Below are 11978 nucleotides of genomic sequence, written 5' to 3' on the forward strand. Positions count from 1 at the left end.
GCGGTGCGGGCCGCGCCGTTTCAGGTCGGCACGGCCCGCACCGCTGGCATCGTTCAGGCCACCCGGGCGATCCGGGACTTGATGTCGTCCGGGGACAGCGCGCCCTTCGCCGTGACGTGGTCGCCCGACGACTCGCCGCGCAGCCGCCGCCCGATCCACGGCACCAGGTACTCGCGCGCCCAGTGCACGTCGTCCCGCCGGACCTCCAGGGTGCCGCGGGGCGGCAGCGGGGGCCAGGCCTGTTCGGGGTCGGCCGGCACTTCGAGACCGAGCACCTGACCCGCGCGCAGCGCCACGCGCGTGTGCCCCTCGGGCGAGAGGTGCAGCCGGTCGCCGTCCCAGGCCCGGCGGTCCTGGATGGTCTTCAGGGACCACAGGTCGAGCACGGGACAGCCGTATCGGTCCGCGACCGCGCGCACATGTCCGTTGTAGGTGGCGATCTTGCCGCGCAGATGCTTGAGCACGGGGACGCCACGGGTGTCGAAGCCGGTCGTCACCAGGACGGTGCCGGCCGCCTCGGTGAGTCGGGCGATCGCCAGCTCGAAGCGCTCGGCGACCTCGTCGGGGTCGGTGCCGGGCCGGATGATGTCGTTGCCGCCGGCGCTGAAGGAGATCAGGTCCGGGGCGAGTTCGAGGGCCTGCGGAAGCTGGTCCGCCACGATCTGGTCTAGCAGCTTTCCGCGTACGGCGAGGTTGTTGTACGTGAAGTGGCCCTCGGGCTCCCGGTCCGCGAGCAGCACCGCGAACCGGTCGGCCCAACCGACCATCGCCCCGTCGGGGCCGGGGTCGCCGACGCCTTCGGTGAAGCTGTCCCCCACCGCAACGTACGACCCGATCACTGATCTGCCGTCATTCTTCGAATCGTCTGCCACAAGCGAACATGATTCACCTTCGAATGTGACCTACGCGACCGTAGGAAAGGGTTGACGTGCGGTGAGATAAGCCACTCCTAAAGTGTTCGCCAAACCAGGAATAGCTTTCCCGCCAGGGCTGTTGACGGCGGGAACGCCACAGCGACAGGCGGATCACGTCATACCGAAGGCCGGACCCGGGGATCGGGATCCGACCTTCGGCAGCGTGTCAGGCAGGTGGCTCAGGGGCGCGTCAGCCGACGGCGACACCCTTCGTACGGAGGTAGGCGACGGGGTCCACGTCGGAGCCGTAGTCCGGGGTCGTACGGATCTCGAAGTGCAGGTGGGGTCCGGTGACGTTGCCGGTCGCGCCGGAGAGGCCGATCTGCTGGCCCTCGGTCACGGTCTGGCCGGCCGAGACGGAGAGCTGCGAGAGGTGGGCGTACTGGGCGTAGTAGCCGTCGTTCAGCTTGATGACGACCTGGTTGCCGTACGCGCCGCCCCAGCCCGCGGAGACGACCGTGCCCGCGGCCACGGCCTTGAGCGAGGTGCCGGTCGGGACGACGAAGTCGACGCCCGTGTGGTAGCCGCTGGACCACATGCTGCCGGCCACGCGGTAGCCGGTGCCGATGGTGGCGCCGGTGACCGGGAGCGTGTAGCCGCTGGAGCTGGTGGCGGAGTCGGCGGACTGCGTGCTCGTCGAGTTCGAGGAGGCCTGGCTGTCCGAGGAGGAGCTCTTCGAGGAGGAGTCCTTCGAGGACGAGGAACCGGAATCCTTCGAGGCCGACGAAGAAGAGGGCGCGGACTCGGTGGTGCGGGTCGCGGCCTTCTTGCCGAGCGTGAGCTTGAGGCCGGGGTGGATGAGCGACGGGTCGTCGCCGACGGCCTCGCGGTTGTCCGAGTACAGCTTCTGCCAGCCGCCGGTGACGTTCTCCTCGTCGGCGATCTTCGCGAGCCAGTCACCGGATCGCACCGAATAGGTGCGCACGCCTTCGGTGTTGGCCGTGCTCTTCTTGGCGGACTTCTGTGCCGTCGACTTCTGCTGGACCGACGCCTTCTCGACATCCGGAAGCGACTGGACGGCCTTTTCGGATACCGCCTGGGAAGCCGATTCCGAGGTGGCCGCGTGGGCGCCGGTGGCCCCCATGAGCGGGAGGGCGAGCGCGGCGCCCCCGGTGCCGGCGACGGCGATGGTGCGGGTCAGGCGCTGGGACTTGGGGCGGCGGTGCTTACCCTTCGCGGGCATGACGAATTCCTCTCCGGCGCCTGCGAGGTGAGCTGTCGGGTGCGAGCTGGAGATGCCCGGCCGCGCTTTTCGGCACGGCTTTACCCCAAGCCTCTTCCGGAGACCGGAACAGGCGGTTGTACCTGTGGGTCCCCCGCTCCTGCCGTTCACGGGTGAGTTGTGCGGACTCCGGTCGGCGGCAGGATTGGGCGTCCGTCCGGATTGGTGGCGAACGTAAGCGACCAGGACGCAAAGGAACAAGTAGAGGTTCCCTGTGCATACGATTCTCTTGATCCCCTGCGAGAATTCGCGGTCACGCTGCGTGAATTAAGGACCTGCCACCAGGCACAAACACCCTTGAAAAGCACGCGCATTACGTGGACATGCAGAACCACGCACGGTCACGGATATGACGCTCCTCACGTGACGCCACCCCAGTCCGCCTTATTCCAGAGCGAGTTGGAACGAAGGCGAACCAAGGCGCCAATTCGGACAGAAGAGTCAGATGCGACGCAGTCGGAGAACCGTCGCATCGAGGTCACCGCGCAGACCGACCCGAAGTCCGTGATGCAGCAGTACGGCCCCCCTGTGCACTTCGCCCGTTTCGAGGCATTCGTACGACGCGGCCGGGTCCAGTCCGCGCAGCCGCAGCGCGGGCACGGGCTCGCCGTAGCTCTGCGCCTGGAGCCAGGCGAGGACCACGGACTCGTCCCCGAGCACGTACTGGACGGCACTGAGCCCGCCCTGCGGGGCCCGCAGCCGGTAGAGGTCACCGCGCTGCACGAGCGGCCGGATCTCCTTGTACAGAGCCACCCAGCCGCCCGCCTCGGCCAGCTCCTCCTCGGTCCACTTGGTGAGGTCGCCGCCGACGCCCAGCACGCCCGCCATGGAGCTCACGAACCGGAAGCGCAGCGAGCTGACCCGGTCGTTGAGCTGGGTGTTGGGGCTGTCGGTGACCCAGGCGGCCATCACGCGCGCGGGGTGGATCTGGGTGAAGCCGTGCTGGATGGCGAGCCGGTCGAGCGGGTCGGTGTTGTCCGAGGTCCACACCTCGTCCGTGCGGCTCATGATCCCGAGGTCGATCCGGCCGCCGCCGCCCGAGCAGGACTCGAAGGAGACCCCCGGATGGGCCGCCCGCAGCCGGTCCAACAGGGCGTACAGCGCGCGCACGTGGTCGATCCACAGCCGCTGCGGGTACGCCTCGCCGGGCCAGCCGGCGTCGGTGAAGCAGCGGTTGAAGTCCCACTTGACGTAGTCGATCGGGGCGCTGGAGAGGATGGCGTCGAGCTTCTCCCAGAGGTACTCCTGGACGTCCGGCCGGGCCAGGTTGAGTACGAGCTGATTGCGGAACTCCGTCCGCTTTCGTCCCGGTTGGAACTGCACCCAGTCGGGGTGCGCGCGGTACAGGTCGCTGTCCGCGTTGACCATCTCGGGCTCGACCCAGATGCCGAACTGCATGCCGAGCGCGTGCACCTCGTCGGCGAGCGGCTTGAGGCCGGCCGGGAAGCGGTCGGGGTTGGGCGTCCAGTCGCCGAGTCCGGCCCGGTCGTTCACGCGCTTGCCGAACCAGCCGTCGTCGACCACGAACAGCTCGACACCGATCGCCGCGGCCTGCCGGGCGAGGGCGCCCTGCTGCTCCTCGGAGATGTCGAACTCGGTGGCCTCCCAGGAGTTGAACAGCACCGGCCGGTCCCGGTCCGCGTCCGGGATGACGTACGCCCGCTGGTAGGCGTGCCAGGCACGGCTCGCGCCGCCGAAGCCGCCGTCGCTCCACAGACCGGCGAAGACGGGAGTCGTGAACGACTCCCCGGCCGCCAGGCGCAGCAGCCCGGACTCGTCATAGCCCACACCGCCGTTGATCTGCACGCGCGCGTCGGGGAGTTGCGCCACCGCGATCCGCCAGGAGCCCGACCACCCGAGCGCGCAGCCGTACACCTCGCCGCGCTCCTCGGTCGCGTCGGTGTCGAGGGCGACCCAGGGCAGGTGCTGGTGGCTGGTGTGGCCGCGGCGGCTGCCGATGACCTTCTCGCCGTAGGTGAGCGGTGCCGAGGTCAGCTGCGACTCCGCCGCCCACCGGCCGTGCAGGTGCGAGAGCCGCCAGCCCTCGCGGTCGGGCAGCGTCCAGGTGGCCGAGTCGGCGCGCAGCAGCTCCAGGACGGGCCCCTCGTTGTCGAGGCTCACCCAGCGCTCCACGACGTCGTGCCGCATCCGGTAGTGCAGGGTGATCGCGAGCCCGCCGTCCCGGAAGCGCAGCCGCAGTTCACCGTCCTCGCCCTCGTCGGCCTCGTACGCCTCGAACCGCCACTCCGTGCCGCGCCGCTCCTCGGTGCGCACGGACAGGGCGGGCCGGACGAAGCGCGGGCCGCCCTCGACGGGGTACTCCTCGCGGCCGTCGAGCTGCGACTCGAAGCCCCGGTACTCGGGCAGCGGAAGCGCGGCGAGGGCCTCGGCGTCGGCGAGCGCGATCCGCGGGCCCCAGTGCAGATGCAGCAGTACGTCGTCCTCGGCGAGATGGACGGCGTAGCTGCTCAGAGGCCCCGAGAGGAGCCACGTACGACCGTTGTCGGAGATCTCCAGCATCAAGCTTCCACACTTCCCAACAGGTGCGATCAAGGATCAACATCATCAACGGTCATGCGGCCCGAGGCAACGCCTGTGGACAACTCAATGCCCCCGGAACCCGTGTCGTATCGTCGAAGGCGCACCCCGTCGGCCACCCCGCCGAGCCGCGCCGGCCGGGTGGACTGGGAGGAGCCCCCGTGACGCAGCAGATCCCGTCGACCGAGCCCGAGCTGACCGGAGTCCGCAATTTTCGCGACGTGGGCGGGCTGCCGACGGTGGACGGACGGCGGGTGCGGCAGGGCGTGCTCTTCCGCAGCGGGCACCTGGCTCACGCGACCGCGGAGGACGCGGTGTTCCTCTCGTCGCTGGGGCTGCACACGATCTTCGACTTCCGCAACGCGGCCGACCAGAAGCTGGAGGGCCCGGACGTCGAGCTGCCCGGCGTGCTGAACGTGAACCTCCCGCTCACCGACCCGGCTCACGGCGCCGACTTCTGGACGATGGTCCGGGACGGCGAGATCGAGCAGTTGCGCGAGCTCCTCGGCGACGGCAAGGCCGCGAACCGGATGATCAGCTCCTACCGCGACATCATCAAGAGCCGCACCGCCGAGCACGCGCGCGTCCTGCACGCGCTCGCCGAGGACAGCGCGCCCGCGCTGATGCACTGCGCGGCGGGCAAGGACCGCGCGGGCCTGTCCATAGCCGTGACGCTCCTCGCCCTGGGTGTCGAGCGCGAGGCGATCATCGCCGACTACCTGGAGTCGAACGCCAAGCACCGCCGCTACAAGGTGCGTCGCAGCAGCGGTGCCGAGTCCGCGCACTCCCCCGAGGTCATGGAGCTGCTCAGCCCCCTCTTCGAGGCCCGCGCCGAGTATCTGACCGCCGCCTTCGACACCATCGAGGAGACGTGGGGCGACGTGGACACCTACCTGGAGCAGGGCCTGGGTGTCACCCCGGAGATCCGGGAGCGGCTGCGGGAGCGCCTGCTCGACTGACGACGGCGGCCGGCGGGGACGATGCGCGGGGCTACTTGGCGCCCGCGCCGACCTCGAACAGCAGGAACAGGAACGCCGCGAACACGTGCCCGGCGGCGATGTAGATGAGGAGCCGCACCCACAGCGCGCGCGGGATCTTCTCTTCCATGTCTCTCATGGCGTCTCTCCGGTGATGGGGCCCAGGCACAGCGTGGCCGTGGGGCTCTGCAGCAGGGTGTGGACGAACAGCAGCTCGACCCCGTCGGGGTCCTGCGCCGCGATCCGGTGCGGGGTGAGGGAGTCGAAGTGCGCGCTGTCGCCGGGGGCGAGGCGGTGCGCGGTGTCCCCGAGGCGCAGCCGCAGCCGGCCCTTGAGGACGTGGAGCCACTCCTCGCCGGGGTGCACACGCACGATGTCGCCCTGCGAGCCGTGCGGCACGTGGACACGCAGGGCCTGCATGCCGCGGCCGGGCGCCCCGGCCGGCCAGTAGGTCCAGCCGCCGGCCGCGGTCGGTTCCATGTCGGCGGCGCGGACGACGGAGTCCCGGTCGGCGACCGTCTCGCCGAGCAGCTCCGAGACCGTCGTACCGTAGATACGGGCGAGGGCGAGCAGCATCGGCAGCGAAGGCTGGCGCTGCCCGGTCTCCAGTCGGGAGAGGTGGGCCGGCGACAGCCCGGCGGCGCGGCCGGCTGCCTCCAGCGTGAGGGAGGCCCGGCGGCGCAGGGCGCGGAGCTGTGGAGCCACGACGGGCAGGTTCTCGTCCTGCCCGTCCACCGGCTCGGTCTCGGGAGAGCTCATGCTCTCCATTCAGCCGCAGGCTTGTCTCTGGGGCAAATCTCTTGCCTCAGAGACAAAAAATGCCTCTAGCGGTTGGCGACCGCCTGCTTCACCAGCGTCTTGCTGAAGTCCCACATCAGCCCGCCGCCGCTGTGCGCGTCGTCCATGACTGCCGTGAACGCGTCCACGAACCGGTCCACCTCCCGCTCACCGACGACCAGCGGCGGGATCAACTTGATCACCTCCAGGTGATCGCCGGAGACCTGGGTGAGAATCCGGTGCCGTTGCAGCAGCGGTACGACGACCATCTGCGCGAACAGGCCCTTGCGCGCGGCCTGCAGCATGGTCCAACGGCCGCGCAGTTTCAGCGACTTGGGCCGACCGAACTCGATGCCGATCATCAGGCCCCGGCCGCGCACGTCGGCGAGCAGCTCGTACTTGTCGATCAGCGCCGCGAGCCGCGTCCTCAACAGGTCCCCTGTCACCCGGGCATTGGCGACGATCTGCTCGTTCTCCATGACGGAAAGGACGGCCAGACCCGCCGCCATGGCCTGGGCGTTGGACCCGAAGCTCGCCGAGTGCACGAGCACCCGGTCCATCGACGAGTAGACCTTCTTGAAGATCCAGTCCTTGCCGAGGGTGGCACCGACGGGCACATAGCCGCCGGACAGGGCCTTGGCCACACACACCAGGTCCGGCTCGACGCCCTCCTCGTGCTGGTAGGCGTAGAAGTCGCCGGTGCGGCCGAGGCCGGTCTGCACCTCGTCCGCGATGAGCAGCGCCTTGTGCCGGCGCAACAGCTCCTGGGCGGCCCGCAGATAGCCGGGCGGGGCCTCGTGCACGCCCTTGCCCTGGATCGGCTCGACGACCAGCGCGGCGACATCGCCCTTCTTCAACTCCCGGTCCAGGGCGTCTAGATCACCGAGCGGGACCGCCGTGTCGGGCAGCAGCGGGGCGAAGCCGTCCCGGAAGCCGTCCTCGCCGTTGACCGACAGGGAGCCGGTGGTCAGGCCGTGGAAGGCGTGGTCGCAGTACAGGACCCTGGGCTTCCCGGTGGCGTACCGGGCGAACTTCAGCGCGGTCTCCACGGCCTCCGTGCCGCTGTTGCCGAAGAACACGCGGTCCAGGTGCGGGCTGTAGGACAGCAGCTTCTCGGCGAGCAGCCCGGGCAGTGGCTGGCAGTCGAAGCGGGTGAGGTCGGCGAGGTCGGCGTCGAGGACGTCGTGCAGCGCCTTGCGGACGACGGGGTGGTGGCGTCCCAGGCCCATCACCCCGAACCCGGCCAGCATGTCCAGGTAGTCGTTGCCGTCCGCGTCCCAGAAGTAGGCGCCCTCGCCGCGCTCGTAGACCTTGTCGAAGCCGATCGTGTGCAGCATGCGCGGCAGTTGGTGGTTCAGGTACTTGCCGTGCAGCTCGTAGCGCTCGGCTCCGCGCTCGGCCAGCAGCGCGGCGAGGTCGAACTCCTTGGTCATTCAGCTTTCTCCTTGACTGGGCCGTCCAGCTGCTCCTTGACGGCCAGGCTCGCGCCGATCCGTCCCGCCACCTCGACCGGCGTGAGGCCGATGTCGGCCAGTACCTCGCCGCGTTTGGCGTGCGCGAGGAACTGTTCCGGGATGCCGAACCGCCGTACGGGTACGTCGACTTCGGCGTCGCCCAGCGCCAGCGCCACCGCCGCGCCGACGCCGGAGGCCCGGCTGTTGTCCTCGACGACGGCCACCAACCGGTGTTCGGCGGCGAGGCCCGGGAGCGCCGGGTCGACGGGTTTGACCCAACGGGGGTCCACGACCGTGCAGTTGATGCCCCGGGCCGCCAACAGCTCGGCCGCCTGGAGACACACCGGCGCCATCACGCCGACGGCCACCAGGAGCACGTCCGGCCGCTCGCCCCGGTGCAGGACGTCGATTCCGCCGACCCGGTCCACCGCCGGGATCCGCGGTCCCACCGACTCCTTGGGGAAGCGGATCAGCGTCGGCGCGTCGTCCACGGCGACGGCCTCGCGCAGTTGGGCGCGGAGCTGGTCGGCGTCGCGCGGTGCGGCGATCCTGAGGCCGGGCACGACCTGGAGGATCGACATGTCCCACATGCCGTTGTGCGAGGCTCCGTCGACGCCCGTGACGCCGGCCCGGTCCAGGACGAAGGTGACCCCGCAGCGGTGCAGGGCCACGTCCATCAGGAGCTGGTCGAAGGCACGGTTGAGGAAGGTGGCGTAGACGGCGACGACCGGATGCAGCCCGCCGGTCGCGAGACCGGCCGCGGAGACGGCCGCGTGCTGCTCGGCGATGCCGACGTCCCACACCCGGTCCGGGAAGCGCGCGGCGAACTTGCCGAGCCCCACCGGGTGCAGCATGGCGGCGGTGATCGCCACGATGTCGTCCCGCTCCTCGCCGATCGCGACGATCTCGTCGCCGAACACCGAGGTCCAGGAAGGCCCGTTGGACGGCGTGAGCGGCTCGCAGGTGAGCGGGTCCATCACGCCGACGGTGTGGAAGTGGTCCTCCTCGTGGGCGAGGGCGGGTTCGTAGCCGCGCCCCTTCTCCGTGAGGCAGTGCACGAGCACCGGCCCGTGGAACCGTTTCGCCCGGCGCAGCGCCGACTCGACGGCCCCGAGGTCGTGCCCGTCGATCGGACCGACGTACTTCAGGCCCAGGTCCTCGAACATGCCCTGCGGCGCGAACGCGTCCTTGAAGCCCTTCTTCGCGCCGTGCAGCGACTCGTAGAGGGTGTTGCCGACGACGGGGGTGCGCAGGAGCACGTCCTTGCCCCAGGCGAGCACCTTCTCGTAACTGTCGGTCGTGCGCAGGGTGGCCAGGTGGTTGGCGAGGCCGCCGATCGTGGGCGCGTAGGAGCGCTCGTTGTCGTTGACGACGATGATCAGCGGCCGGTCCTTGGCGGCCGCGATGTTGTTCAGCGCCTCCCACGCCATCCCGCCGGTGAGCGCGCCGTCGCCGATCACCGCGACGACATGGCCCTTCTCCCCCTGCACCTGACGGGCCTTGGCGAGCCCGTCGGCCCAGCCGAGCGCGGTGGACGCGTGGCTGTTCTCCACGATGTCGTGCTCTGACTCCTCGCGGGAGGGGTAGCCGGACAGGCCCCCCTTGCCGCGCAGCTTCGAGAAGTCCTGACGGCCTGTCAGCAGCTTGTGTACGTAGCTCTGGTGACCGGTGTCCCACACGAGGCGGTCGACCGGCGACTCGAAGACCCGGTGGAGGGCGATGGAGAGTTCCACCACCCCCAGATTGGGCCCGAGGTGACCGCCCGTCCTGGCCACGGCGTGCACCAGGAACTCCCTGATCTCTTCGGACAGTTCACCGAGTTCCGCCTCGGACAGCGCCTTAAGGTCGCGTGGTCCCCGGATGTTCTCCAGAATCGTCACGCTCGGGCCCCCTTCGGTCCGTGCTGTTCAGCTCACGGTGACGGCCGGCTCCCCCGACGCGACGCCGTCCTGCTCCATCTGTTCGGCGATCTTCATCGCTTCCTCGATGAGGGTCTCCACGATCTTCGACTCGGGGACGGTCTTGATGACCTCGCCCTTGACGAAGATCTGCCCCTTGCCGTTGCCGGAGGCGACCCCCAGATCCGCCTCGCGCGCCTCACCGGGTCCGTTCACCACGCACCCCATGACGGCGACCCGCAACGGGACTTCCATGCCCTCCAGGCCGGCCGTGACCTCGTCGGCCAGCTTGTAGACGTCCACCTGGGCACGCCCGCAGGACGGGCAGGAGACGATCTCCAGCCGCCGCTGCTTGAGGTTCAGCGATTCCAGGATCTGGAGGCCGACCTTCACCTCCTCGGCGGGCGGCGCGGACAGCGAGACCCGGATGGTGTCGCCGATGCCCTGGCTGAGCAACGCCCCGAAGGCGACGGCCGACTTGATCGTGCCCTGGAAGGCCGGGCCCGCCTCCGTCACCCCGAGGTGCAGCGGGTAGTCGCTCTGCGCGGCGAGCTGGCGGTAGGCCTCGACCATCACGACCGGGTCGTTGTGCTTGACCGAGATCTTGATGTCCCGGAAGCCGTGCTCCTCGAAGAGCGACGCCTCCCACAGCGCGCTCTCGACGAGTGCCTCCGGTGTGGCCCTGCCGTACTTCTGCAGCAGCCGCTTGTCGAGCGATCCGGCGTTGACGCCGATCCGGATCGGCGTGCCGTGGTCCCTCGCGGCCCGCGCGATCTCCTTCACCTTGTCGTCGAACTGCTTGATGTTGCCGGGATTGACGCGAACCGCGGCACAACCCGCCTCGATCGCCGCGAACACGTACTTCGGCTGGAAGTGGATGTCCGCGATCACCGGGATCTGCGACTTCCTGGCGATGGTCGCCAGCGCGTCCGCGTCGTCCTGCGTGGGACAGGCGACGCGCACGATCTGGCAGCCGGACGCGGTGAGTTCGGCGATCTGCTGGAGGGTGGCCCCGATGTCGGATGTGCGGGTCGTCGTCATCGACTGCACCGACACCGGGGCGCCGCCCCCGACCGCCACCGGCCCGACATGGATCTGCCGCGACACGCGTCGCTCGGCGATCGGCCGGGCCGGTACCTCGGGGACTCCCAAGGAGATGGCGGTCATCGTGCTACTCCCGGTTTCCGGAGACCGTCTCGCGCATGGCGCGCAGCGACTCCTTCAGGGACCCCATGGTGGCGAGGACGGCGGTGGGCTCGTAGCCGCAGTGCGCCATGCAGTTGGCGCAGCGCGGGTCCTTGCCGCGGCCGTACTTGTCCCAGTCGGTCTCTTCGATCAGCTCGCGGTACGTGGGCACGTACCCGTCGCTCATCAGGTAGCAGGGGCGCTGCCAGCCGAAGAGCGAGTAGTTCGGGATCGCCCACGCGGTGCACGGGAAGTCGACCTTGCCCTCCAGGAAGTCCAGGAAGAGCGGGGAGTGGTTGAGCCGCCACTTCTTGCGGTTGCCGCCCGAGAAGGCCTTCTTGAACAGCTCCCGGGTCTGCTCCACGCCCAGGAAGTGCTCCTGGTCGGGCGCCTTCTCGTAGGCGTACGCGGGCGAGATCATCATCTCGTCCACGTGCAGGTCGTCATTGAGGAAGTTGAGCACCTCGATGATGGTCTGCGGGGTGTCGGTGTTGAAGAAGGTCGAGTTGGTGGTGACCCGGAAGCCGCGCTTCTTGGCCTCCTTGATCGCCGCCACCGCCTCGTCGAACACACCCTCCTTCGCCACCGACTCGTCGTGGCGCTCACGCAGCCCGTCGATGTGCACGGCGAAGGCGAAGTAGGGCGAGGGCGTGAACTTGTCCATCTTCTTGCGCAGCAGCATGGCGTTGGTGCAGAGGAAGACGTACTTCTTCTTCGCCACCAACTGCCGCACGATCTCGTCGATCTGAGGGTGCATCAGGGGCTCACCGCCCGCGATGGACACCATCGGCGCACCGGACTCCAGCACCGCCCCGACGGCCTGCGCGACCGGCATGCGCTGCTTGAGCACTCCGGCCGGATGCTGGATCTTGCCGCAGCCCTCGCACTTCAGGTTGCACGCGAAGAGAGGTTCGAGCTCCACGATCAACGGGAACTTGTCCCGCTTACGGAGCTTCTGTTCGGCCAAATATGTAGCGACCTTGATGGACTGGCGCAGCGGCATGGCCATCTGG

At 69.3% G+C, this 11978-nt stretch carries 10 protein-coding genes and 1 riboswitch; of the genes, 1 reads left to right on the top strand and 9 read right to left on the bottom strand.

Translation table 11 applies throughout. The annotated features are described in order from the left end of the window. Positions 1-53: 53 nt before the first annotated feature. The 3 genes from ACIQI8_RS04915 to ACIQI8_RS04925 form a co-directional block, all read right to left on the bottom strand. The gene (locus ACIQI8_RS04915; RefSeq protein WP_402346684.1) at positions 54-839 is read right to left on the bottom strand and encodes an SGNH/GDSL hydrolase family protein; all 786 of its coding nucleotides are present in this window, start codon (positions 837-839) and stop codon (positions 54-56) included. Between the two features lie 265 nt (positions 840-1104). Beyond that, positions 1105-2097 carry a peptidoglycan DD-metalloendopeptidase family protein gene (locus tag ACIQI8_RS04920; RefSeq protein ID WP_402344986.1) on the bottom strand — a complete coding sequence of 331 codons (993 nt, stop codon included), beginning with the start codon at positions 2095-2097 and terminating at the stop codon, positions 1105-1107. Between the two features lie 4 nt (positions 2098-2101). Next, positions 2102-2271: riboswitch (cyclic di-AMP (ydaO/yuaA leader) on the bottom strand. A 306-nt stretch (positions 2272-2577) separates the two neighbouring features. Then, positions 2578-4656 (bottom strand): alpha-galactosidase, encoded by a 2079-nt coding sequence (locus tag ACIQI8_RS04925; RefSeq protein WP_402344988.1) that lies wholly within the window; start codon positions 4654-4656, stop codon positions 2578-2580. A 179-nt stretch (positions 4657-4835) separates the two neighbouring features. Here ACIQI8_RS04925 and ACIQI8_RS04930 point away from each other — a divergent pair, with 179 nt between their 5' ends. Continuing rightward, positions 4836-5633, top strand: a complete 798-nt coding sequence (locus ACIQI8_RS04930) for a tyrosine-protein phosphatase (protein ID WP_402344990.1) — start codon at positions 4836-4838, stop codon at positions 5631-5633. Between the two features lie 31 nt (positions 5634-5664). On the opposite strand, the gene ACIQI8_RS04935 is transcribed toward ACIQI8_RS04930, so the two are convergent. The 6 genes from ACIQI8_RS04935 to hpnH form a co-directional block, all read right to left on the bottom strand. After that, positions 5665-5790 carry a DUF6126 family protein gene (locus ACIQI8_RS04935; RefSeq protein WP_402344992.1) on the bottom strand — a complete coding sequence of 42 codons (126 nt, stop codon included), beginning with the start codon at positions 5788-5790 and terminating at the stop codon, positions 5665-5667. After that, positions 5787-6410, bottom strand: a complete 624-nt coding sequence (locus ACIQI8_RS04940; RefSeq protein ID WP_402344993.1) for a helix-turn-helix domain-containing protein — start codon at positions 6408-6410, stop codon at positions 5787-5789. Before ACIQI8_RS04940 ends, ACIQI8_RS04935 begins: the two co-directional genes overlap by 4 nt. Before the next feature lie 65 nt (positions 6411-6475). After that, positions 6476-7861: an aspartate aminotransferase family protein gene (locus tag ACIQI8_RS04945; protein ID WP_402344995.1), complete on the bottom strand. Its 1386-nt coding sequence runs from the start codon at positions 7859-7861 to the stop codon at positions 6476-6478. Then, complete coding sequence (dxs, locus tag ACIQI8_RS04950) at positions 7858-9762, bottom strand: 1-deoxy-D-xylulose-5-phosphate synthase (protein WP_402344997.1); 1905 nt, start codon at positions 9760-9762, stop codon at positions 7858-7860. The genes ACIQI8_RS04945 and dxs overlap by 4 nt, the downstream gene beginning before the upstream one ends. Positions 9763-9789: 27 nt before the next feature. Beyond that, positions 9790-10947: a flavodoxin-dependent (E)-4-hydroxy-3-methylbut-2-enyl-diphosphate synthase gene (gene ispG / locus ACIQI8_RS04955; RefSeq protein WP_402344999.1), complete on the bottom strand. Its 1158-nt coding sequence runs from the start codon at positions 10945-10947 to the stop codon at positions 9790-9792. 4 nt (positions 10948-10951) lie between these two features. Continuing rightward, entirely contained in the window at positions 10952-11974 is a 1023-nt protein-coding gene (gene hpnH / locus ACIQI8_RS04960; RefSeq protein ID WP_124002031.1) for an adenosyl-hopene transferase HpnH, read from the bottom strand. Positions 11975-11978 lie beyond the last annotated feature (4 nt).

The organism is Streptomyces sp. NPDC092369, assembly GCF_044755245.1.
Lineage (GTDB): Bacteria > Actinomycetota > Actinomycetes > Streptomycetales > Streptomycetaceae > Streptomyces.

Bases quoted from the DNA above. Each gene is read 5' to 3' on its own strand.
- ACIQI8_RS04920 (WP_402344986.1), bottom strand. From the start codon at position 2,097: ATGCCCGCGAAGGGTAAGCACCGCCGCCCCAAGTCCCAGCGCCTGACC.
- ACIQI8_RS04925 (WP_402344988.1), bottom strand. From the start codon at position 4,656: ATGCTGGAGATCTCCGACAACGGTCGTACGTGGCTCCTCTCGGGGCCT.
- ACIQI8_RS04935 (WP_402344992.1), bottom strand. From the start codon at position 5,790: ATGAGAGACATGGAAGAGAAGATCCCGCGCGCGCTGTGGGTGCGGCTC.
- ACIQI8_RS04940 (WP_402344993.1), bottom strand. From the start codon at position 6,410: ATGAGCTCTCCCGAGACCGAGCCGGTGGACGGGCAGGACGAGAACCTG.
- ACIQI8_RS04945 (WP_402344995.1), bottom strand. From the start codon at position 7,861: ATGACCAAGGAGTTCGACCTCGCCGCGCTGCTGGCCGAGCGCGGAGCC.
- ispG (WP_402344999.1), bottom strand. From the start codon at position 10,947: ATGACCGCCATCTCCTTGGGAGTCCCCGAGGTACCGGCCCGGCCGATC.
- hpnH (WP_124002031.1), bottom strand. From the start codon at position 11,974: ATGGCCATGCCGCTGCGCCAGTCCATCAAGGTCGCTACATATTTGGCC.